The 23660-nt window shown below is 52.6% G+C and carries 21 protein-coding genes; 9 read left to right on the top strand and 12 right to left on the bottom strand.

Going from position 1 to position 23660, the window contains the following annotated elements; all coding sequences use genetic code 11:
- Nucleotides 1–31: 31 nt before the first annotated feature.
- The 6 genes from QZ279_RS11235 to QZ279_RS11210 form a co-directional block, all read right to left on the bottom strand.
- Nucleotides 32–1315, bottom strand: coding sequence for a TRAP transporter large permease (locus QZ279_RS11235; RefSeq protein WP_293450870.1), 1284 nt, complete (start codon nt 1313–1315; stop codon nt 32–34).
- 4 nt (nt 1316–1319) lie between these two features.
- The gene (locus QZ279_RS11230; RefSeq protein WP_293450868.1) at nt 1320–1883 is read right to left on the bottom strand and encodes a TRAP transporter small permease; all 564 of its coding nucleotides are present in this window, start codon (nt 1881–1883) and stop codon (nt 1320–1322) included.
- Nucleotides 1884–1961: 78 nt separating this feature from the next.
- Nucleotides 1962–2999 (bottom strand): TRAP transporter substrate-binding protein, encoded by a 1038-nt coding sequence (locus tag QZ279_RS11225; protein ID WP_293450866.1) that lies wholly within the window; start codon nt 2997–2999, stop codon nt 1962–1964.
- Nucleotides 3000–3021: 22 nt separating this feature from the next.
- Complete coding sequence (locus QZ279_RS11220) at nt 3022–3849, bottom strand: putative hydro-lyase (RefSeq protein WP_293450864.1); 828 nt, start codon at nt 3847–3849, stop codon at nt 3022–3024.
- Between the two features lie 95 nt (nt 3850–3944).
- Nucleotides 3945–4823: a LysR family transcriptional regulator gene (locus QZ279_RS11215; RefSeq protein ID WP_293450862.1), complete on the bottom strand. Its 879-nt coding sequence runs from the start codon at nt 4821–4823 to the stop codon at nt 3945–3947.
- A 175-nt stretch (nt 4824–4998) separates the two neighbouring features.
- Complete coding sequence (locus QZ279_RS11210) at nt 4999–6477, bottom strand: NAD-dependent succinate-semialdehyde dehydrogenase (RefSeq protein WP_293450860.1); 1479 nt, start codon at nt 6475–6477, stop codon at nt 4999–5001.
- Nucleotides 6478–6733: 256 nt separating this feature from the next.
- Between QZ279_RS11210 and QZ279_RS11205 the strand changes: the two genes are divergently transcribed.
- Nucleotides 6734–7942 (top strand): aminopeptidase P family protein, encoded by a 1209-nt coding sequence (locus QZ279_RS11205; RefSeq protein WP_293450858.1) that lies wholly within the window; start codon nt 6734–6736, stop codon nt 7940–7942.
- Between the two features lie 47 nt (nt 7943–7989).
- Here QZ279_RS11205 and QZ279_RS11200 read toward each other — a convergent pair whose 3' ends face one another.
- Nucleotides 7990–9111, bottom strand: a complete 1122-nt coding sequence (locus tag QZ279_RS11200; protein ID WP_293450918.1) for a serine/threonine protein kinase — start codon at nt 9109–9111, stop codon at nt 7990–7992.
- Between the two features lie 164 nt (nt 9112–9275).
- Between QZ279_RS11200 and QZ279_RS11195 the strand changes: the two genes are divergently transcribed.
- From QZ279_RS11195 to QZ279_RS11160, 8 genes are all read left to right on the top strand, one after another.
- Nucleotides 9276–10352, top strand: a complete 1077-nt coding sequence (locus QZ279_RS11195; protein ID WP_293450856.1) for a hypothetical protein — start codon at nt 9276–9278, stop codon at nt 10350–10352.
- Nucleotides 10353–10578: 226 nt separating this feature from the next.
- Nucleotides 10579–11700 carry a hypothetical protein gene (locus QZ279_RS11190; RefSeq protein ID WP_293450854.1) on the top strand — a complete coding sequence of 374 codons (1122 nt, stop codon included), beginning with the start codon at nt 10579–10581 and terminating at the stop codon, nt 11698–11700.
- A 48-nt stretch (nt 11701–11748) separates the two neighbouring features.
- Complete coding sequence (locus QZ279_RS11185) at nt 11749–13683, top strand: ATP-binding protein (protein WP_293450852.1); 1935 nt, start codon at nt 11749–11751, stop codon at nt 13681–13683.
- Between the two features lie 59 nt (nt 13684–13742).
- Nucleotides 13743–14024 (top strand): hypothetical protein, encoded by a 282-nt coding sequence (locus QZ279_RS11180; RefSeq protein ID WP_293450850.1) that lies wholly within the window; start codon nt 13743–13745, stop codon nt 14022–14024.
- Nucleotides 14025–14279: 255 nt separating this feature from the next.
- A complete protein-coding gene (locus QZ279_RS11175) occupies nt 14280–15065 on the top strand; it encodes a hypothetical protein (RefSeq protein ID WP_293450848.1) in 786 nt (261 codons plus the stop codon).
- Nucleotides 15062–16426 (top strand): DUF6638 family protein, encoded by a 1365-nt coding sequence (locus tag QZ279_RS11170; RefSeq protein ID WP_293450846.1) that lies wholly within the window; start codon nt 15062–15064, stop codon nt 16424–16426. The genes QZ279_RS11175 and QZ279_RS11170 overlap by 4 nt, the downstream gene beginning before the upstream one ends.
- 1 nt (nt 16427) lies before the next feature.
- On the top strand, nt 16428–16694 hold the full coding sequence (locus tag QZ279_RS11165) for a hypothetical protein (protein WP_293450844.1): 267 nt from the start codon (nt 16428–16430) through the stop codon (nt 16692–16694).
- Between the two features lie 13 nt (nt 16695–16707).
- Nucleotides 16708–17328 (top strand): DUF1523 family protein, encoded by a 621-nt coding sequence (locus tag QZ279_RS11160; RefSeq protein ID WP_293450842.1) that lies wholly within the window; start codon nt 16708–16710, stop codon nt 17326–17328.
- Between the two features lie 79 nt (nt 17329–17407).
- Here QZ279_RS11160 and QZ279_RS11155 read toward each other — a convergent pair whose 3' ends face one another.
- From QZ279_RS11155 to pta, 5 genes are read right to left on the bottom strand one after another with little or no spacing between them, the layout of a single operon-like run.
- The gene (locus tag QZ279_RS11155) at nt 17408–18280 is read right to left on the bottom strand and encodes a DmsC/YnfH family molybdoenzyme membrane anchor subunit (RefSeq protein ID WP_293450840.1); all 873 of its coding nucleotides are present in this window, start codon (nt 18278–18280) and stop codon (nt 17408–17410) included.
- A complete protein-coding gene (locus QZ279_RS11150) occupies nt 18280–19053 on the bottom strand; it encodes a 4Fe-4S dicluster domain-containing protein (protein WP_293450838.1) in 774 nt (257 codons plus the stop codon). Before QZ279_RS11150 ends, QZ279_RS11155 begins: the two co-directional genes overlap by 1 nt.
- On the bottom strand, nt 19050–21869 hold the full coding sequence (locus QZ279_RS11145; protein WP_293450836.1) for a molybdopterin oxidoreductase family protein: 2820 nt from the start codon (nt 21867–21869) through the stop codon (nt 19050–19052). Before QZ279_RS11145 ends, QZ279_RS11150 begins: the two co-directional genes overlap by 4 nt.
- Before the next feature lie 54 nt (nt 21870–21923).
- Nucleotides 21924–22676, bottom strand: a complete 753-nt coding sequence (locus tag QZ279_RS11140) for a sulfite exporter TauE/SafE family protein (protein WP_293450834.1) — start codon at nt 22674–22676, stop codon at nt 21924–21926.
- On the bottom strand, nt 22673–23659 hold the full coding sequence (gene pta, locus QZ279_RS11135; protein WP_293450832.1) for a phosphate acetyltransferase: 987 nt from the start codon (nt 23657–23659) through the stop codon (nt 22673–22675). The genes QZ279_RS11140 and pta overlap by 4 nt, the downstream gene beginning before the upstream one ends.
- Nucleotide 23660 lies beyond the last annotated feature (1 nt).

Here is a 23660-nt window from a genome sequence, read left to right as displayed (position 1 = left end):
TTGTAGTGTTAAAATTTGATAGGTTTCGGGCTTAGTAGAACAAGGATGGCAACCAAAGCGCGAGATTTGGGAAGGCTAGTAACAAACCGAGCATCACAAACATCGTGGCGACAAATGGCAGCGCCCCTTTTATGACGTCGATCATTGGGCCTGACTTTCGGATTCCCTGCACCACGTAGAGGTTTATGCCAATCGGCGGTGTTATCAGCGCGGTTTCCAATAAAACCATCAACAAAATACCAAACCAAACAGGGTCGAAGCCTAGCGCAACCACGATCGGCGTGATCAACGGTGCCATCGTTAGCAACATTGACAGCGTTTCCATGAAGCACCCAATTAGGATTAACACCGCCACGATCATCAGCATTGTTTGCATTGGCGTCCAGCCAAGCCCCGTCATAAAATCAGTGAGCGCTTGGGTGAGGCCGATGATCGAAAGGACAAAGTTCAAGAACACAGCAGCGATAATGATCAGCATGATCATAGCCGTTGTCCGCATCGTGCCCTCAATCGCCTGACGCATCATAGTGATCGACATTTTACCGTTGAACAGCGCTAGCAACATAGACGCAACAACACCCAAAGCTGCGGCTTCGGTCGGCGTCGCAAGGCCCGCATAGATTGATCCGACAACGACGACAAAGATACCCATTGGTGGGATTAGCGACGGCAAAGCGCGCATCCGTTCGCCCCATGTATGACGCAGCTTTTCACCGCCCCATTCAGGTTTGATCATGCAAGCAATAACAATTGTAGCCATGAACAACAGTGCTAAAAGAAGGCCCGGAATGAAGCCTGCAAGATATAGTTCAGGAACGGAGGTGTTTGTGAGCAGACCGTAAAGGATCAGGTTAATCGAAGGCGGGATTAGGATGCCCAAGGTTCCGCCAGCAGCGACCGTCCCAAGGAACAGGCTTTCGTTGTAACCACGCTTCTTGATTTGCGGCACGGCGACTGTTCCGATTGTCGCAGCCGTTGCAACAGAAGAACCAGATGTTGCAGCGAACAGTGCAGAGGAACCGATGTTGGAGTGCATCAAACCACCCGGCAACCAGCCGACCCATTTGACGATGCCGTCATACATCCGCTCGGTAATACCAGCGCGCAAAAGGATTTCGCCCATCATCACAAACATAGGAATTGCGACCAGAAGGAAGTCTGTAGAGGTCTGCCACGCCATGTCAGAAATAGCGCGATGCAGTGGCATCGGGCTGTCGGTGAATTGCAAGATCAGACCCAACCAACCAAGAGACGCGGCAATCGGGACGGCCAGACCAATAAGGGCCAGCAGGATAAAGAGTGTTTTCAATAGCATCAGATTATACCGTCTCGTCTTCGATTTGCTCGTCTAGAGATTTGACACCAATCAGATCTTGGGTGCCGTCGATATCGCCAGCCATCATGCGCTTGAGCGCGACCAGGCTAAGCAGGACGCCGGAAAAGACGAAGAACATCCATCCGATGAGCCAAGGAATTTGGGGAAGCGCGAGAGGCACGCGCATCGGCGTAATAGAGCGCGATCCATTGTCGAGGGTGTCAGCGACCATGGACCAAACATTGTAGACAACCACGGCGGCAAAGCCGATCAGCATGATCATCCCGAAAAGGTTTATGGCCCCGTGCAATGCTTTGGGAATTGCCCCTAGCATGGCGTCGACCCGAATGTGGGCGCGCTCAAAGAGGGCGTAAGATAGGGCGAGCGCTGTCGCGACACCAAAGGCGTATCCGGAAATTTCGTCCGCGCCACCGATTGAATAATTGAAAACTTTGCGCAGGAAAACTTCTGCCGTGACGAGAAAAGCAGACATCACAATTAACGATCCGCCTAGCCATGTTAGCCAAAGGCTAAGTGTGCGGGTTTTGGTTAGCAGATGCTCTAACATCGGGTGTTTCCTGTGCAAGCAAGGGAGGGACATGAGGTGAGCGGCGGACGTCGGCCCGCCGCTCGATAAGTTTTGCGCTTACTTAGCAGCAGCTGTCAGACCCAAGATTGGACCAACAGTTTCGTTCCAGTTTGCGGCACATTCTGCACCGCAACGCTCTGCCCAACGTGCCAGAACAACGTCTGTCGCGATGGTGTCACGTGCTTTAAGATCTGCTTCGGATGGTTCAACCAATGTCATGGAGCCCGCTTCGCCGATTGCACATTCGCCACCGGTGATGCACGAAATTGCAACGTCATCTTCTGTCGCTGTCTCGGCCCACATTGCGTCGGTCAAAGTTGCGATCTCAGTTTTAAGCAATGCTTGCTGACCTTCGGAGAGGCTGTTCCACTTGTCCAGGTTCATGGCACCAAACGCGAGGCCCCAACCAACGCGCAAAGTATATGCGTGCGTTGCGACTTGGTTCCATTTGGCAGTGTAGGCGGACATTGTGCCGGTGATCGCACAATCAACAACACCCTTTTCGAGCGCTGGAATGACTTCCGAGAATGACACTGTTACGGATGTGCCGCCAACGCCTTCAACGAAATCACCCAAAGTCGTAGAATAGACGCGGATCTTCTTACCGGCAAGGTCTTCGATGCCGTTCACTTCACCATTGCACCACAATGTTTGGCTTGGGAAAGGGTACAACATCAGCAATTTCGCGTTGTAGATATCCGCGAATGACTTTTCCAATGTTGGATAATAGGCGTCTGAAACCTTGCGCTGTGTGTCGATGTCTTGGGTTAGGGTCGACAGATCCGCGCCTTCAAAGATAGCGTTTTCGGCAGCGACATAACCCGGAAGACCAAAGGCGAAATCGAAGACGCCATTTTTGACCAAACGCATGATTTCGAAACCCTTTAGGCCAAGGCCTGATTGGGATTGAATCTTGCCAACGATGTTGCCGTCGGATGCTTCGCGCAGGCGTGTGTTGAAGAATGGCTCTTCGTGCTTTTGGTAGTTTGTCAGGCTTGACCATGTGCCGACTGCACTCAATACGACCGGATCATCGGCAAGCGCCGCGCTAGTGCTAAGCGCAAGTGCCGCAATTGCTGTTGTTATTTTTTTCACGTCTTCTCTCCATGTTGTTCGTTTAATTTTTGGGTGGTAGGATTGTCGTCTCTGCGTACTCAGCCACATCAGCGATAAGCATGTAGCCGGGGGAATGGGTGATGCAGAGCGGTAGTTTCGCGTCCAGCAGGACGTTTTGCGGAGTAACGCCGCAGGCCCAATAGACGGGCACTTCACCGTCTTTGACTTCGACGGAGTCTCCCCAATCAGGTTTTGATAGGTCAGAAATTCCCAAGTTCGCCGGATCACCGACGGCAATAGGTGCGCCGTGTGCTTGAGGATAACGGGCGCTGATCTCACGGGCTTGTTCCACTTGTTGCGCAGGAATCGGGCGCATGGTCACAACCATTTTTCCGACAAACGGGCCAGAGGGCATGAGATCAATGTTGGTTCGGAACATCGGCACATTGCGACCTGTTTCAATATGGCGAACGGGAATACCGTTGCTCAGCAAGGCGTTCTCGAAAGTAAACGAGCATCCCAAAGCCACGGTGACCAAATCATCGCTCCACAAAGCGGTTATATCGGCGACCTCTTCAGTCAATGCACCGTCTTTGAAGACGCGATAACTCGAAACGTCGCTCCGGATGTCAATGTCGTGTCCAAGTGTTGGCAAGAAAGGATTACCGGTGTCACTGATCCCAACAACGGGACAAGGTTTTGGATTACGCTGGCAAAACCGCAAAAAGTCCAAGGCGTAGCGTTTGGGGATAATTGCGAGATTGCATTGAAGCTTTCCGGCCGCAAGACCGGAGGTATGGCCTGTGTATGAACCACTTCGAATGGCTGCCCGAACCTGATGTGCAGATGCGCTTAGAAGATCAGTATAGGAGGTGGTTTGAACAGTCATACGATGTACCTGTGTAATGTATGAGATACACTCCACCGTTACTTCAATTCATGCAAATTATCATTTTGTATCAGGTGTGATAGATTTTTTGAAAGTCATCTGGGATGTGAAGCATCCCATCCCAATGCGACCTCACGCGCAATTTCTGCACTGTTTTCAACAAGAAAGCTGCGAGGCTCTGATAGATATGATGCTGTAAATGCCAATGGCTTAGGGCGGAAGCCTGGGTTGAACTCTACGATTTGTCCGGATTTCAAAAAATCATCTGCCAGCGCGCGTGGGTATGGTCCAACCGCGATTCCCGCTGCAATCATCTTTAAGCTGGCCGACAAAGAGGCCGATGCATAAACCCTCAAACGCGGTCCGATCCTTCGCGATAATTCCGACATCAATTCACGATATGGTCGCGTTTGGCTGGAGTAGGAAATGACTGGAATAGCGCCTAAATTGGTCTCTTCATTTTGGGTTGAGCGGTACCAATGCAGATCAAAAGCGGGAAGTTCGACATTTTCTACAGAAAATTCAGAGACAGGCCCCATTAAGAAAACCAGATCCAAGCGCCGTTCTAACAAAGCTGCGCGCAAGTTCAGCGAAATATCCACCGTTAGATCGACGTTCACCCTCGGATACTGCTTGCTGACGGCCTTTAGAAATTCGGGTAACCACGCCTGCGCGATGGTTTCCGACGCTCCAACCCGAAACAGCCCTTCGGTTTCAGATGGGTTTGCCACGCGTTGCTTGATCTCTTCTTCAACGAACAACATTTGCTCAGCGTAGGACAAAAGGAGTGTCCCATGCTTTGTAAGCACGACATCCCCCGGTCCGCGTTCAAACAACGGTACGCGAAGTTCGTCTTCGAGGTTGGAAATACGCGTTGAGACAGCTGGTTGTGAAAGATGCAAACGCTCCGCAGCTTTCCGAAAACCGCCAAGACGAGCAACCCATAGAAATGTTTTGATTTGATCAAAAGTCATGGCTATCCATAATATCTATCGCGATGCTTTGGTATCAATAAACAGATACCCCTATCATTTGCCCAAAAAGAACAAAATTCACGGCCGCGCCCATCAATTAAGATCCTTCTAAGGATTGAGGAAAAGCCGACGCACTATGTGTCGGCCTTTCGTAAAGTAAATCAAAAATGGTGATTTAAACCGACATGCAGATGTATTTCATTTCCAGATAGTCTTCGATGCCGTGGTGGCTGCCTTCGCGGCCAACGCCCGATTGCTTAACGCCACCAAACGGCGCCACTTCGGTTGAGATAATACCTGTATTCACGCCAACGATGCCATATTCCAAAGCTTCTGCCACTTTGTAAACGCGGCTTAAGTCCTTGGCGTAAAAGTAGGATGCCAAGCCAAAAATCGTATCATTTGCAAGTGCGATAACTTCGTCTTCGTCCTCAAACTTGAACAATGGTGCGAGGGGGCCAAAGGTTTCCTCGGTGGAGAACGCCATGTCTTTCGTCGCACCGGTTACAATCGTCGGCGTGATGAAGTTGCCCGACAGTTCGGCACCGTTGTCACCTAGAATAACCTTTGCGCCTTTGGCTTTCGCGTCAGCGATATGCGCGTTCACTTTTTCGGCGGCCTTTGGATTGATCAATGGGCCAAAATCAACGGCGCCAGCCAGACCATCGCCAATTTTCATTGCACCAACCTTGGCGGCCAGTTTCTCAGCAAACGCGTCGTAGACGCCGGATTGCACATAAATGCGGTTTGCGCAGACACAGGTTTGGCCCGCATTGCGGAACTTGCACATGATTGCACCCTCAACAGCTGCGTCCAGATCAGCGTCATCAAAAACGATGAAAGGCGCATTGCCGCCCAGCTCCATAGAGCACTTCATCACTTGATCCGCCGCTTGGCGCATAAGAATGCGGCCAACCTCGGTTGATCCTGTAAACGTTAACTTACGGACGATTGGGTTTTCGCAAAACTCTTTGCCGATCTCGCTGGAAAGCGTGGACGGTAGGATATTCAAAACACCCGCTGGAATGCCCGCGCGTTCTGCAAGAACACCCATGGCTAAGGCAGACAAGGGTGTGTCTTCCGCAGGACGCGCGACCATGGCGCAGCCAGCAGCCAACGCAGGGGCGGCCTTGCGCGCGATCATTGCGTTTGGGAAATTCCAAGGAGTGATCGAGGCTGCAACACCGATGGGTTGCTTGATCACCGTGATACGTTTGTCGGGCTGGTGACCTGGGATCGTTTCACCGTAGATGCGCTTGGCTTCTTCTGCGAAGAATTCGATGAACGACGCGCCGTAGCCGATTTCACCTTTGGCCTCTGCCAATGGCTTGCCCTGTTCTGCCGTTAGGATAGTTGCCAAATCGTCCTGATTTGCGATCGTCAAATCGAACCATTTGCGCATAAGATTGGAACGCTCTTTGGCGGTCTTTTTGGCCCATTCCTTTTGCGCGACTTCTGCCTGTGTAATCGCTCCGGCAACCTGTGCACGGCTTAGATCAGCGACCTGCGCGATCACGTCACCGCGTGCGGGGTTTAGAACATCAAAGGTTGCGCCATTGTCACCATCAACCCATTGACCACCGATATAGGCTTTGGTCGCCAAAAGGCTGGGATCTGTTAGCAAAGACGCGAGGTTTGTGGGTGTATCGAGCATGATGTTCTCCAAAGGCGATGTTTGATTGAGGAAAAGCATGTGGATGGGGTCTTGTCCAGTGGGACGCATGGGATGTCGGGTTTAGAACGGTCTTTGGCGCAAGTAGACCCGACCCGAATGTTTGACCGTGTCAAACACCGAACAGGGCGCAAGCGATGGCGTCGCCCCAGTCTGTTTGCTTTACAGATGCGCTCTTAGCGAAACTCGTCCTGAACGCCGGGACCTCTCTTTGATACGTCAAACTGGAGGTCACACCATGACTGCACGACCAAATTACTACCGTTTTCATAACGGCGAAAAAGCCCCCTTACAATTTAGCGATGCCGAGTATGAAGCGCGCTTAAACAAGCTGCGTAAAATCATGTCTGACATGGGCGTGGATGCCGCTGTCTTCAGCTCTATGCACAACATTTCCTACTATTCAGGATTCACCTACTGCGCGTTTGGTCGCCCCTATGCGCTGGTGGTCACGCCCGAAACGTCGGTTACGATTTCAGCGGGCATTGATGCGGGTCAACCGTGGCGACGCTGCTATGGCGACAATATTACATACACGGATTGGCAGCGCGATAACTACTGGCGCGCGATTGAATCGGTTGCTGGCACGGGCCGATCTATTGGCTTTGAAAGCGACCATCTAAGTCTGTTGCAAAAGGCCAAGCTCGATACATTCCTCGCACCATCGCGTTCGGTTGATCTGTATGAAACGACGATGCTGCAACGCATGCATAAGTCATCGACTGAACTGACGCTGATCCGCGCGGGGGCTGCGGTTGCTGATGTGGGTGGTTTTGCCATCAAGGATGCGGTTCGCGAAGGCGTACGTGAGATAGATGTGGCAATGGCAGGTCGTGACGCGATGGAGGCTGAAATTGCCAAGCGTTTCCCTGATGCTGAATACCGTGACACGTGGGTGTGGTTCCAGTCTGGCATCAACACAGACGGCGCGCATAATCCTGTGACGTCCCGCAAATTAGAGCGTGGCGATATCTTGTCGTTGAATACGTTCCCTATGATTTCAGGTTACTATACTGCGCTGGAACGCACGATGTTTGTTGGTGAGGTTGATGATGCTTCTCTGAAGATTTGGGAGGCCAACGTGGGCGCGCATTCGCTTGGGATATCTTTACTGCAGCCTGGTGCAAGTTGCTCGGATGTGACGAACGAGATCAATGAATTCTTCGCCGAACGTCAGCTATTGCAGTATCGCACGTTTGGCTACGGTCACAGCTTTGGTGTGTTGTCGCACTACTACGGCCGAGAAGCTGGACTGGAATTGCGCGAAGACACCGACACGGTGCTTGAGCCGGGGATGGTTATCTCGATGGAGCCGATGTTGACGATTGCGGACGGCCAAGCTGGTGCGGGTGGGTATCGCGAGCATGATATTTTGATAATCAATGAAGAGGGCAACGAGAATATCACGAAGTATCCGTACGGACCTGAGTTCAACGTTGTAGGCTGATTTTAGAAGGTAAGGTGCGTGAAACCACGCACCTTACGAGGTCATTCTTACATATTCGGAAAGTAGTCTTCGCAGTCGCCGTCGCGGTAAACATCTGCCGTGCAGCAATGCAAGCCGCCACCGAATGCGTATGCATCGCGTAACTCGACTTCGATAACTTCCATGCCCAGCTTGTCCATTTGCTCTGCTTGGTAGACTTCGGATTTCTCAACACAGACAGTTTTGGGATCCAGCACCAGCACGTTCATCGACAACCATGTCGAGGAATAGCAAAGTGGGGGCGGTGCGTTGTGTGCAGGCTGTGCGGCGTCAACGATTTCCCAGCCGTTCTTTTCAAACATATTACGCTGATCCGCGGGCAAGCGACGCTGTGGGTTATTCAAAATCAGACCCGGTCGTAGGGGCGTGAAAGTTGCGTCGATGTGGATTGGATAGGGGTCACCTGGAAAGTTGACCGTGTGAACACGGTGATCGGGGAAGTGGCGGCGCAGCCATTCGATGCCCTTTTCGTTGGTTGTAAAACCATGCTGAACGACAAGGTCTTTGCCGAAACGCAGAACGTCTGCGGCATCAAAAAGTGGCTCTTCTTCTGTCGTAACAAAAAACTTGGCAGCGGCCCATTCAAGGCGCTTTGCATCGCCTATTTTCTCAGAGAGATAGTCAGGATGATAATCCGCATCCGTTAAACGCGGCTTTGGTGCGCTTTCGTGGCGAAATTTGGGGTCCTCGTTGAAGTATTGCTGCATCAAGGGGCGGTAGTTCAGGTATTCGAACCAACGGCAGCGGTACGACATCGTCGCCTCCAACATCTCACGACCAACGGTTAGCAGAACGTCACGGGGGGGCATGCAGCCGAACTGGCTTTCCGTATGGAAATCAGGCGTTGTTGCGGGCAGCGAATGATCGATGCAGGTCGGGCGATCCACACGTAGGCCGCGCTTTTCCAGCATACCTGCAAAGTTGTCCAAAAGCTCGTTCGCGCGATCAATCGTTTCTTGTGGGCGACGCCCCCACTGGCCACGCATATCGCTGTCTTCGGGCACTTTCGCGTCGAGCGCGGGCTCTTCGGGTGGGATGTGGCAATCATCGGCGCGGCCCACGATCACGTGACGCAATGTGTCCCATTCATTCCAGCTTTTGACTTCGGTTTTTTCGGGTGACCAGCTCATCGCGTGCTCCATTTCATGCATATTTGCTGCATTCTTAGCCATCTGCCTTCCCATCCGCCATGACATTTGCGACAGTTGGGACAAATCTTAAGACAACGTGGATATAAATCGCATTAACATTGCCTATATTGACGTTTACGTATTGTAAGAACGGAGAGTTTTTTATGTCAAATTTCGAAATTCAAGTCGCCGAGTCGAAACTGCAGGTTGCCGAGGCACAGTCCAAGATTTCAGAACTCACTGGTCGTATAGAAACCGCACGTCAAAAGATGAAAGTTGGCGATGATGCGATGATTGATATTGAGAATGCGTCTTTGGAGGATGTGCACGCCCATACGGACGTGATGAACGCCAATATTGCAGAGCTGATTATGGGGCTGGATGATGTCACGGCGGCCTTCTCAAAAGATTTTGACGAGATGCGCAACAAGACAGGCTGGGAAAGCTTTGTCGGGATTTTCGCTGGTGCGAAATCTGATGCGATGCGCCAAGAACGGGTGCGCACGGCGTCGATTGATGACAAATTGCAGGACCTGATTTCAAAATCCGACGTGATCACCAAGCTGCTTGAAGGGCAGTTGAAGGTTCTGAATGATCAAAAGACCAAGGTTGAGGTTAATCTGGCCGAAACGCTTGATGAACGGGAATTTACGGTCGGTGAGTTGGAGGGCGTGAAATCGGACATCATGGCGATGGACCCGAAGATCATCGCGCTCGAGGGTAAGATCGCGGTCGAGCAAGACGCAGCCGCACGCACCAAGCTGGAAACAGAGCTGGCGGATATGAACGCTAAGTACAACGAGTTGGTGCAAGGCGAACAGGTCAAGCTGGCCAAATCCCAGACGCTGGAGCGTTATATCGAAAAGGGTAAAACTTGGATCGATAGCTTGCAGAACCAAGCGGCGACGCAGATGGTTTTGATCAACAAGCTGCAAACAGACACGAAGCAGCGCGTCGTTCTCTATGACGCTTTGACCAAGTCCTTGAAGACCGCACAGCAGCAAGACGTTGCGCACCGGATCAATGAAATTGGTGTCGAGACTGACCAAGAAGCACAATCCGCAATGGCCGCAATTGGCACGGCGACGAACCAGCGCATGGCCGACATGATGGAAGCACATGAGGATCACATGGTCTTTGCGCGTGATGTGTTGGAGGCGAAAGCGAAAGCCGATGAGCGTTTCGCGCGGAGGTTTGCGCAGATTGTCGAGAAGCATGATAGCAATGCGTATGGTGGGTAACTGCTTTGGCGGGACGCCTTCTTAAGGTGGGCGGGCTTTTGCTTGCTGCATCGGTTGGATTGCCTTGGCTCGCAGCACTTGTTCAAACGTCGAGCTTTGTTTGGCTCTCTAACATTGGCGATTTTGTTTTCGTCGTAACGTACGCGATTTTTCCAACGCTTGCTGGGCTTAGTATTGCTTTACTGGTTTGCGGAGGAATTCATGTACTCTGGAGACGTTTGAAAGCATGACGGTTGGACAAGATCACGCAGGCCTTAATGATGCGTTTGCATCGCGACGCTATTTCCGCAAGTTTGCCAAGATCACGCAGCACTTAATGCGCGTGGCAGGCGTAATGCAGGCAGAAGGGCGGCTGTCCAAAGCCGATGTTGAAATCATTACGCGCTACGTAACGCGCTTGTCGTTTACGTTCCGCGCACTTTCGATGAAGTATCTTCTGGTCGGGCGCGATACGGGGCAGTTTTTTGGCTCGCTCTCTATGGATACGCGCGAAAGCGGGTTTCCGGTGCATAGTGAATTGCTGACTATGGCGAATGATGCAGCACAGACGGAGAAGCATCTGGCGAATATGCCTAGTGTTGAGCAATATAAAGAACAGATGGTGCGCCGCATTGTGGGCGATCAGGAATTGCCGACCAAGCTGCAATTCGCTTTGTCACAACGGCTTTATTACGAAGAACTTGCACGAGGTGATCTGTTTTGGGCGCAGAATGATCCTGAGTGTGTTTGGGTTGAAAACCTACCTGATGGTCGGCGTAAGTTTCTTATTCATTGGGCGGTCTATGACAGTCAAGTGAACCTACCTGTTGTATATCTGATGGAGCTTGAAGACAGTGGTCGTGCCTCTTTGCCGCGGGATCAATATCGTTGGCCTGAAGTGCAGGCGCATCTGACGGGGCAGGCTTTGGCGGGACTGAAGTTGCTTACGATTGCCAAGGGTTTTGATGAGGCTTTCGATGATTTGCATCCCAAAGGCCTGCGCCGTTTTCATTTGGGACCAATGTATTCGCACGGCTACACGCGCCAAACGGGACCTCTGCGCGAGGTGCTAGAAGAAGCGCGTGCGCCTGAGGGGGAAGATTGGGCACTGGCGTGGACACGGGAAGAATTAGAGAGCGAGCGCGTAGAAAAGGAACGCGCTGGCTGGTTCGGGACTGTGGATCGTGAGGTCTTTGCGCTTGATCCATTTGCGGGACGTGGGGCCGACACAGGTGCGACGCGGATGGAACGCAGCATCATTCTGCCACAGCGACCCTATCAGGTGTTGGAAGAGAAGAACCCACCAGGTTTCGGTTCTGTGCGCAAGTTTGTCGTGAGTTCCAGCGGGCGTGTTTTGAGCTATCGTTGAGTACCTCCGGCGGGGATATTTTAAAAAGATGAATTTGGGAGTTTTGCGATGAGTGTGACAGCGGATCAGATGGAATTGCGTGAAGCGGATATTGAAAAGCATTACGCGGCGGCTTTGGCACTTTTGCAGGGGTTCGATCATACGCCGCGTGTTGCTAAGGCGCGTGAAGGTGCAGTTGCTGAGAAGTCCGCTGGAATTGGAACGCGGCGGCGGTTTCGATCGACCACACCGGGTTTGGTGACACGTTCGACTGCGCGCGCTGAGGGTGTGCAATTGTTAGCGCGCATCGAAGGGGTGGATGGGGGCGAGGCGTTAGTTTCGCCGTTGCAGGCGACAGTAATGAACGCGCTTCGTCGCGCTTTGGCGATTTCGATGGCTGTTGCCGAGAATTATGCAGAGCAGGTTGGGTTGAGCGATTTGAAACGCGCGAACCTTGAAGGGGGTGTTGCGGCTGGGAAGGTTGCGGAGTTCTCCGAGATGTTGAACGCAGAGGCGCTGATTTCATTGTATGTGTTTGCTTCCGCGTCGTCTTTCTTGTTGTCCTCACATGCCAGCGAAGTATCGGTGACCTTGGGTGATATTGAGGAAGTTTTGACCGACAATGCGCCACTGGCCATGCACGGTGCCCTTTGGGAACTGGATCAGGATATTGCAGATCACGCAGCCGACGATTCCAAGTTGATTGCGACCGTTAGTGCCTATGCGGAGGCGTTGATGGACAAGGTCGCCGCGCGTGCCGGCAGTGTTGGGCGTTTGGAGGCGTTTACATCGGCCACATGGAAGGTCGAGGCGGATGACTTTGAAGTGAACGGGTTTACGCCAGCCTCCAAGGGCAAGTCGTCAAAGCTAACCATGACGTTCAAGAAACCGAACGAAGTTGTCGGCAATCATATTGCGAAATATCAGTCGATGAAGCTGGCGAAAATGTTGATGGCCTATGATTTTGAGCGCCGTTTGAACCCGTTCGCCGACCTTGGCGGGTTCATTTTTACGTTCATGGGCGACGGTGCGCCGGGGACGGGTAAGACGACGCTGATCCAGATGATGGCAGGGCTGATTTCTGGATATTGCGAAACGGCGGGGTATCCGTTCCGATATCAGAACCTAAGCACCGACAATATCGATAGCTATCAGGGTAAGTCTGGCCAGAATGCTAAGGCGTTTATCAATAATATCATCGACCCATCTGTGATTGGCTTTGGCACGATTGATGATATCGACCAGCTTGCAGGCAAGCGCGGGGATCGCCAATCCAGCGCGGGGCAGCTCGAAATTACGGCTGTTCTAATGGAAAGCTTTGCAGGCGCGAACACGGTTGTGCGCGGGAATTGCACGTTTGGGATGTTCTCTAACTACCCCGAAAACGTCGACGATGCGCTGCGCCAGCGGGCCGGTGCTCGCTTTCTCGTGGATGGGCCGCAAACGCGCGACGATTATATCGACATCCTTTATCTGCTCATGGGCAAGAACCACGATATTCCGCTCGGCACGCATGATGTGTTCGAGGCGCAAGCGATCCAAAAGGCGGTTGCGGCGTCGTTTGAAAGCCATGGGCGGCCGCATGAAGAAGGGCTGGCTGTGGTCTTTGATGCCGTGCAATCGCAAGTGGGTGAGTTGGACACAATTGCGAAGCTGGGCACCTATTTGAAGGGTATTCAGGAAGCCGATGAACGCTTCACGGGCCGCGCAATCAAGAACATCACGGACGCCGTGAAAGTGCGCGCGATGGACTTTGAATTGCCCGATGAATGGATGGAAGAGCCTGAGTTGTTTCTGTTCAAAGACTACGACGCCAAGAAGGGCATGATTTCCGAGCTACGCAAGCCGATCACGGTGGAGATGGTGGTGCAAGAGATCAACCGCTACGCCGATAGTGAGTTCCGCTATGCCGACAAGTCCGATGAAGTCGCGATAGACGGGATGGTGCGGGATTATGAGCGGACCGAAGTGGCGAAGAAGCGGTATTTGGAGAGCAAAGGGTGATCATCCTCATGGGGTCTTTCTTCGCTTTCCTGATAATTAGCGTTCTAGGTGCATTTTTCGTGTCCGCTTTGTCCGCTAAGGGGACGACAATAGCAGACGAAGAGATCTTCCACCCAAACTATGCGGGCTGGATCACGTTGTTCAATATCGGGGTTGGCCTTATCGTCATCGCAGGGTTCTTGATCCTGTACCGCGACGATTTTCGCGGAACTCCGACGGCTGATCTGTTCGAACTTGGCTTCATAGCGCTGCTGTTTTCTTGCGCCTTTGCCGCGCCCGTTCTTGGGATTTGGATCAAGATTTTCAAACAGAAATCGAAAGTAGCGGGGGGAGTGGGATGAAGCGGATGCGGGACATTCTTGGTTGGCTCTTTCTGGTGACGCCTGTGGTTTGGGTGGTGCGTTTGTGTATGCGGAGACGAGTTAAGGAATGATGTATTTTCAAACAGATGTTCTGCTAAATAGCGCCTTCCCCATGGGGATGAGCGGGCATCTTAGAAACGCTCTGGGAGAGCGTTTTGACCGCGAACAGGCGAAGCCTAGGGAAGGCGCTGCGAGACGTAGTCTTGCTGGTGAGCGGAACAGGTGTTTGGTGCTGTGATAAATCAACTAATAGATACTTGGGATGCTCGTACTTATCCAAAGAGTGTTCGAGAGCAGCTATCTGGCGTGAAATCGCTAATTGACGCTTACTATCAACGCGAGGTTGAACTGGATAATCCGCAAGACTCGGATAGTCTGGAAGCCATCTTACGAGAGAATAAATTTGCGGACGGATTTCATCGCTTTATTGAAAATAATCTAATGAGTTGTCTAGATTCAGAAGTTATTAGAGGTTGGCATTACTGTCGCTTGACCGAACATGAAGCTCAGGCGATGGAAAATGGCGTCCTTGTTTCGTCGTCGAAAGCCAGTCTGAGACAACGGCTGGAAAATCTATCCAAAGAGTTTCAGCTAAGTGACAAGAACATTGAGGCTATTTGTGAGGCAAGCCCACTAAGCAATGAGCAACAAAGAAAAGTTAGGTCTCATCGCTTCTTTATGGTTTCAAAGCCGTTGCCGCTGGATGATTCTGGGGTGCGCCCTTTGATTAAGTTTTGGGGAGGCGAAGTTGCGTATTTTTGGTTGAAAGATGAGCGTTTGAAGCAAAAGCTCGCAGCTGTCGGTGCACCGCGGATTGTGGAATGCAATGTTCCGGTAAGGGGTAACAAACTTGCTTACCGCGCAGCTACAAACATTGTGGAAACATTTTGCAAGGTTTCTCAGGTGCCTTCTGCATTTGATTTTCACGTCTCGCCAAAAGAGGGTTCTTTGAAAATCCTCAAGGTTCACTCCGAGGGTGATCCAGTATTTGATGAGCTAAACTTGGAGCGCCCCCAATGATCCACCTCATCCAACGCGGTCTCATGTTTGGCAATCTTATCCACGTGCAAAGCGCGTCGTTGATTGAACGCTATAATCGTGCGCTCAAGCATCTGACGAACCATCAAACCAAGCTCACCAATTTTCACATCGATATCTCTGGTTACTCGCCCGAGATTGGGGATGAACTGGATGATCCGCTCTACCTCAACCACGCAGGTGTGAATCGGCAGTTTATCTTGCTCACCACCGATCAAAAAAAAGCGCCGTTGCTCAATGCGAAATTCTCGACCTCGCGGGAAATTCTTAAGGAGTTTATCCTAAAGAACGAGTCGCAGTTGTTTGCGCTGACCGCGCGCGATGCGGTGGCGGGCGAGCTGGTGAATTCGGTTTATGCGGTGGATGGCCCTGCAAAGCTGTTTGATATTCGACGGGTCAAGATTGAGGCCGATACGACGAGCGGCACAGTCGCCGAAGCCCAAGCGCTTGCGGATAATGTGGATCGTTTCATGCGTGAAGACGATGCGTGGTTCGATGATGTTTTGATCGCGGATATGATCAGTTCGGCCAAACGCACGGGCGATGTGACACGCAATCCTGTGCGCCTTGATTTGATGGAATTCGAGCAGCACAATTTCTGGACGGCGCATTTTGGTGGGCTGTATGTGTTCCAAGGGATGGATCATCCAGCTCTGATCTCGTCAGGGTCCAAAGAGGTGCTGGGCAAGCTGCCGATCAAATATACGTTCGACATGAAAGACCGCAATCAGATCGCGAAGTTCCTTGAATACAACGATCTGGCCGAACCCATTGTGAAGGCACGCGGCATAGATGCGGCGGCGATCCTGCGCCAAAAGATGGATTTCATTGTGATTGATACTGCGCAGGAAAGTGGGATTGATCTGGCTGGGGCCACGCGGCGCGATATTCGCGCGTTGGCACGGCGTCATGCGCAGGACTTGCCTGAGGAATTTCATGGTCTCGCGGATTTATTGCGCTGGGCGGAAGAGGGCGGCAAGTGGCCGCGTATCACATCGGACCATCCCGCGTATTTCTACACGTTGCGCAGTGCTGATCACGGGGATCGCGACTTGGTTAATATGCTGCTGTCCCAGCTGTCACCCAAAGATGTGCGACAGTTGTTCATCTGCCATAAAGAGCTGTTCTACAAACTCTACGCGGGCTGGCACGACACGAAAAAATCCTATGTGGCGGATTTTCTGGATCGCGAGTATCAAGTGGACAAAGCTGGTGCGCGCGAGGCCTTGTTCGGGCACGAACCTGATATGGAACCGCCTGCGCCAAAACGTGACGGTCCATGGGGCGTTAGTGAGAAAAAGATTGCAGCCGTTGGCCCATGGGGCGCGGTGAGGGGGAAGTAAGATGTTAGCATTGCTGCGGTTGCTGGTTTTTGGATTTCTGGCGTTGTCGGTGGTTTATGTGTGTCTGTCGCTTTATTCGCGATCCGTGCGGCGTGACAAGCTAGAGGCCGAGTGGGACGAAGAGATCAAGACGGGAGACCGTGAAGAATTTGTTCAAGAGGGTCTGACGGACTATGACGGGTCCTTGCGTCGCAAGCTGATCTTGGGGGTTTATGTGATCCCGATCGGCCTGATTTCATTTATTATTTATGCGACAAACTTTATGTAGAGGAGCCTGATCTATGGGCTATATCAAGTGGGCGTTCTGGATCAGTTTCTGGGTCTTTATCGCGTCCTTCTTTCATTACACGCTGCCGCAACACGACATTGCGCGTGTCACGGACACCTATGAAAAGCGGATCGATTTCGGCGAGAATTCGATCTTTTGGGCCTCTGCGGACACGGGCAATGCAACGACGGCTGTGAATCGTGATGTGTTCTTTCTGCAAACGCGTTTGAGCAACGACAACGTCATGGTCTATCGCAACGAGGATACGGGTTGGGGGTGGCCACCCTATTTCAAGTTCGACACGACGAATTTGCAGGCTGAGGCGTCTGATCTAAAGTCCATCGCTGCGACTCCGCAGTGGGTTGTGATCAAGCACTATGGCTGGCGCAACGAGTTCTTGTCGATCTTCCCGAATGCCGTGAGTGTGCGAGCGGTGGATAGTCCTGATGTGCGGATTATTCCGTGGTTGAACATTGCGATCTTGATCTTGTTTGCGGCCTTCGCTTGGGCAATCTGGGTGCGCTGGCGTCGGTTTCGTGAGGCACGGATTGATCCTGTTTTGCAGGACGCTGGCGATAGTGTGGCCAACACGAGCGACAGTGTGAAGAAATGGTTTGGAAGCTGGCGCAAGTAGTCTTCAAGCCGTGTTGAGAATAGAAAAAGCCCCCGCCGAGTGATCGACGGGGGCCTTTTTTGTCTAAGGTCAGATGTGTTTAGCGCTTGCCGTAGTATAGGCCCACAACGTGTTCAGCTTGTGCAAAGAATAACCATCTCGAGGTGAAGATACCTGCAATATGACACAGCACCGCAAAGAGCGCGAAGATGTGGCCGAAGGGCAGTAACAAGAAGATCACGGGTAAAACAAAGCCCAGAACCAGCGCTATTGTGCGTAGTTTCATGGCGTGCTTGCGACCCACCACATGGATAAATTCGCGCATCAGGTAGTTGGTGCCTGTGTGCGGTGGCTCAAATGCTTTTACCTTGCCGATGTGACCAAGGCCCGTTGCTGTTTCCATATTGGTTCCAGAGGCAGCCAAACGGCCATCGCCCATAACCCAATAAGCAACTTGAATGATCGCAGAGAAAATCAGCATAAAGATTGCTATCTTTACTTGCGCGGCCAGCAAAGCACCGCCCGTGATGGCCAAGGCCATGAACAGCGGACTTGTCAGCGGCATGTTCCAACGCGGTACGGTCTTGAGTTGCGCGTAGATCATAGATGTCGTGTATACCGTGAGCAGTGACAAGATTGCGCCAATGCCTCCGATGATACCCCAGTGCTGTGCAAAGAAGACGCGCCCAACTCCGTAGATCGCCATGACGATCAAAGCACCAACAGCGCAGATGCCTTCGCGGGACAGCCAGCTAGAACGCCACTGGCTGAACGCTTTGAGTGCGCGTTCAGGATGACCAAGGTGGAAGGTCGAAAATAAAAGACCGCCAACCGCAAGCACGTAAGCGATTGCAAAGAAAACGAACGCGATGAAGCCAGTGTAGTTTGGCATTCCAAGACCTAGGAACGTTAAAAGACCAAAGCCAAAACCAGAGAGCGTGGTGAAGAGAATAATCGACGGTGCTGGATGCATTAGTTCGCTCCTCCGGCTGAGTTACCGGGCAGTTTGTCGAGCGCTTTGTCGAGCCAACCTAAGAAGCCGCCTGCGTCTTTTGCAACGGGTTCAAGGTAGGGCGCGAGGATGTCGAACTCTTCCATCGTGTCCTTGGGACGTGGTGGCAGATATTGGTTCACAGGCTTGGTGCCCATTTCGGGCATCAGATCAAACCCACCACGTTCGGCGACGAGGATGCTGACGTCAGAGTTTTCATCACCCAAATCCCCAAAGTGACGTGCGCCTGACGGACACGTGCGCACGCAAGCAGGTTGGCGATCTTCTTCAGGCAGGTTTTCGTTATAGATACGATCCACACAAAGCGTGCATTTCTTCATCACCTTTTCTGCCGCATCCATTTCACGCGCGCCGTAAGGGCACGCCCAAGCGCACAGGCCGCAACCGATGCAATCTTGTTCGTTTACCAGAACGATGCCGTCCTCAACGCGCTTATAGCTCGCGCCAGTCGGGCAAACCGTGACGCAAGGCGCGTCTTCGCAGTGTAGGCAGGATTTCGGGAAGTGGATCAGCTGTGCTGCGCCCTCGTCGGGCTGCACTTCGTAGCTGTGGACACGGTTGAGGAACGTACCTGATGGATCGCCGCCATATGGCTTTTGATCCGACAGCGGAGCGCCGTAGTTTTCGGTGTTCCAGCCTTTGCAAGACACCACGCAGGCGTGACAGCCAACGCATGTATCAAGGTCAATAACGAGGCCGAGCTTTTTCTGGGTGCTGGTGGGGAGGGTGGTCATTGGCCAAGCTTCCACTTCAATTCTTTAGGACCTGCCGGAACAGGTGATTTAATTGGCGGCATTGCCGGTTGGCTTTCAGACGGTGGGTTAGCTGCTTTTTCAATCTTCACACGCAGATCGAACCATGCGGCTTGGCCCGTGATTGGATCAGAGTTCGACCAGCGTAGACCATCGCCTTTAGGTGGCATCAATTCGTGGATTAAGTGATTGAGCAGGAAGCCTTTTGTGACCTCTGGTGCATCCTCTTCCAACGCCCACGCGCCTTTGCGTTTGCCGATGGCGTTCCATGTCCAGACCGTGTTCGCATTCAGCGCAGCCATTTCCATGACGGGAACTGTGATAGAGCCGTGTGTGGATGAAACTGTCGCCCAATCCTCGTCCTTCAACCCATGCTTTTCCATCAGGTTCGTCGGAAGATAGAGTGGATTGTGGCCATGAATTTGGCGCAGCCAAGCGTTCTGACTGCCCCACGAGTGATACATCGCCATTGGACGCTGTGTCAGCGCATGCACAGGGTATTCGTCCACATCAACGGCGCTATCTTCAAACGGTTCGTACCAGATTGGTAGCGGATCCATTGTCGCTTTCACACGCTCGCGCAGATGCTCTGGTGGCTGGCGATCGCCATGACCCTCAGCTGCACGCTGGAACTTGCGCATTGGCTCAACATATAGCTGGAACAGATAGGGTTCCGGCTTGTCGATGATGCCCATACCCACGGCCCATTCTTGGTAGGCCATGTTCCAAGGTTTGTAATAGTTTGCGCCCTCTGGAATGTGTTCGACAAAGAAGCCACCGTTCTCAATATAGGCATCTAGCTGCGCTTCATTCGCTTCGCCGCGCCCGTTTTGCAGGCTGTTTTCTCCCATGCGCCAACCTGCAAGGGGACCAATTCCCGGCTTGCGGATGTGGTTGGTGATGTAGTCGGCGTAATCCGCGTATTTCTGAGATCCGTCCTCATTAATGAAGCCGGGCAGATCAAGACGCGCGCCAAGTTCGCAGAGCACAGATTGGAAGCCGCGCACATCGCGATCAGGCTCGATCACAGGCCAGCGGATCGCGTCAGCAGCAGCATCGGCTTCGCAGATTGGACGATCCAGCAACGAGATACAGTCGTGACGCTCAAGGTACGTAGTGTCGGGCAAGATTAGGTCCGCATAGGCGACCATTTCAGAAGAATACGCATCGGAATAGATAATCCGTGGGATCACGTATTCGCCCGTTTCCTCGTTCTTATCCGTCAGCATGTCGATCACGCCGCGCGTGTTCATCGAGGAGTTCCAAGCCATGTTCGCCATATACATAAACAGCGTATCGATCTTGTAGGGATCACCTGCATGCGCGTTGGAAATCACCATATGCATCATGCCATGCGCAGACATTGGGTTGTCCCACGTGAACGCTTTGTCGATGCGCGCGGCAGTGCCGTCTGGTTTTAGCGCAAGGTCATCAGGCCCATGCACGAAACCGAGGTGTGGACCGTCGAGCGGCTTGCCCGGTGTCACGCCATAATGCGGCTTCGGGTGGATCGTTGCAGGCTTGGGATAAGGCGGTTTGAAACGGAAACCACCGGGTACTTCGACAGTGCCAAGCAGGATTTGCAAGACATGCAGGGACCGACAGGTTTGGAAGCCATTCGAGTGCGCAGAAATACCGCGCATGGAGTGGAAACTGACAGGACGGCCTGTCATTTTCTCGTGCTTTTCACCGCGGAAATCGGTCCACTCTTGATCCAGCTCAAAGCTTTCCTCGAACGCTACACGTGCGATTTCATTGGCGATGCCGCGAATGCGTTCTGCTGGAATGCCACAACGCTCGGCCACTGCTTCAGGCGCGTATTCCTCGGACATGTAACGCTCTGCCATCAGATGGAAGACGGGTTTGTGCGTGATGCCTGCATGACGGTGCGTCGCGGACAGATCAGGGCGCACGCCCTTTTGATCGAACGGTGTCAACTTACCAGTGTTGCGATCAATCACCAGCTCTTTGCCGGCCTCGTCGCGCATCAACAGACCAGTTTCAGAATCAACCAAAACAGGCGCGTTGGTGTATTGCGCAAGGTACTCAAGGTCGATCTTACCGGCTTTCATCAACTCATGCACGAGGGCGAGGATGAACAGACCGTCAGTGCCGGGCGTGATGCCGACCCAATCGTCCGCAACAGCATTATAACCCGTACGGATTGGGTTCACACCAATCACGCGCGCGCCACGGGCTTTGATCTTGCCGATACCCATTTTGATTGGGTTGCTGTCGTGATCTTCCGCAACGCCGAAAAGCATGAACAGCTTTGTGTGATCCCAATCAGGTTGACCAAATTCCCAGAACGCGCCGCCCATCGTGTAGATGCCAGCAGCGGCCATGTTCACAGAACAGAACCCACCGTGTGCTGCGTAGTTTGGCGTGCCAAAATGTTGCGCCCAAAAGCTGGTGAAAGATTGCGACTGATCGCGCCCCGTGAAGAACGCCAGTTTCTCAGGGTTTTCTGCGCGGATCGGAGCCAGCCAATCGGTCGCAATTGTCAGCGCCTCTTCCCATGAAATCTCTTCAAACTCGCCAGAACCACGGGGACCGACACGTTTTAAGGGGGCTTTCAGACGTGATGGCGCGTTGACCTGCATGATGCCCGCAGAACCCTTGGCGCAGAGCACACCTTTGTTCACAGGGTGGTCTTTGTTGCCCTCAATATAGGCAACCTTGCCCTCTTTCATGTGGACGTTGATGCCGCAGCGGCACGCGCACATGTAACAAGTGGTTTTGCGCACCTCGTCAGAAACGTGGGGTGACAGGTCCAGGGTGGGTTGATCTTTGGGCATGTCAGATACCTTCCTTGTTAGGCGTGCGGATTTTAGTGTGGTTGAACTGTGGCGTCATGACAAGGTTAACCGCAATAGACCGAACGCTGACAGCCCACATAGGAGGGTCAAGCAAAACGGGCGGTAATACTGTTCGAAACGCGGTGTGAAAAGTTTGATACCTGCGAAAACGCCGATACTTGCTGGAATGGAAAAGACGAGACCGCGCCAGATGGCTTGTAGGTTCATAACGTCGAAGAAAAATTGCCAGAAAAGCGAAGTGGCTGATCCAAGAAATAAGAAAAGGGCGAGAGCTGCGCGAATCTTACGGGCTGGCGTGTCGCTTGCGAGGACATAGATTGCGATCATCATGCCACCTACGCTAGCAAGGCCTGTCACTATTCCTGCGGCAAATCCGGCGACATAGGGACCTGCGCGTGTTTCAAGCCCAGGAATACGGATACGGGCAAGTAGAAGTATGGAAAGCGCGATGATCACGCAAAGCGCGACCAATTTCGAGGTTTCAACATCAATGTTTGTTGTGAGTGCGAGACCGATTGGAGTGCCGATCGCAGACATGATCACAAGGCTCCAGACGATGCGTCTATCCGCCTCTTGCCATCCGCCTTTTGCCATTAGGACGCTTGCTGCAACTTCGAGCCACCAACAGATTGGGATCAATTGCACGGGCGGAAGAATTAAGGCTGCGCTGGCCATTACGAGGGCGGAAAGTGCAAATCCGGAAAAGCCACGTACAATGCCAGCACCAAAACAGATCACCGCAAGGATTACGATTTCTGAGAAGGTTAGGCCAAGCAGCTCTGTCATGCGGTCTCTGCTTGAAGGGCGGTAACTGCGATCATCGCAAGCACGTCGCCAGCGCTGCATCCACGCGAAAGATCATTCGCCGGTTTTGCCAGCCCTTGCAGAACGGGGCCAATCGCAACCGCGCCGCCGAACCGTTGTGCAAGTTTGTAGCCGATATTGCCCGCATCGAGGTTAGGGAAAATCAGCACGTTTGCGGCACCTTTCAGGGCACCACTTGGGGCTTTGGACGCTGCAACAGTAGGCACAAGTGCCGCATCAAGCTGCAATTCGCCATCCACAATCAAATCGGGGCGTGCTGCTTTGAGGACTTCTGTTGCTTCTTGCACCTTGGTCACACGTTCATGCTTTGCAGAGCCGTGGGTTGAAAAAGACAGCATGCCTAGTTTGGGTGTATCGCCAACGAGGGCTGCGAAACTATCGGCGGCTTGACCCGCGATGCCCGCAAGTTCTTGCGCGTTGGGGTCTATCACCATGCCGCAATCAGAAAAGACCATCGCGGGGCGTTTGAGGGGGTGATTTTCGGGGAGGATCATCAAGAAAAACGAAGACACCAAAGGTGCGTTTTTTGCTTTTCCAAGTACTTGCAAGGCTGCACGAACAGTGTCGGACGTGGTCGCAATCGCACCGCCAATAGAGCCATCCGCACGGCCTGTTTCAACGAGCAACGCAGCATAGATCAAAGGATCAAGCGTGGCCTTTTGGGCTAATTCTAGAGACAGGTTTTTGTGTGCGCGCATCTCGACAAAACGCGCGGCGAGGGTTTCGAAAATGTTAGAATTTTTGGGGTCGTGCACTTGGACGCCAGACGGATCGTCCAGATCAAACGTAGCCAGCGTGGCCTCGACATCCGCGAGAGGCCCAACAAGATGCGCTTTTTTGATCAATCCCGCGTTCAAGGCTATAACGGCGGCTTCGACAATACGGGAATCACTGCCTTCAGCGAAGGCAATCGTTTTAGGGGCCGCCGCCGCCCGCGTCATCAAA

This window comes from Planktotalea sp. (assembly GCF_018607965.1).
Taxonomy (GTDB): domain Bacteria; phylum Pseudomonadota; class Alphaproteobacteria; order Rhodobacterales; family Rhodobacteraceae; genus Planktotalea.
This window is presented reverse-complemented; position numbering and strand designations above follow the sequence as displayed.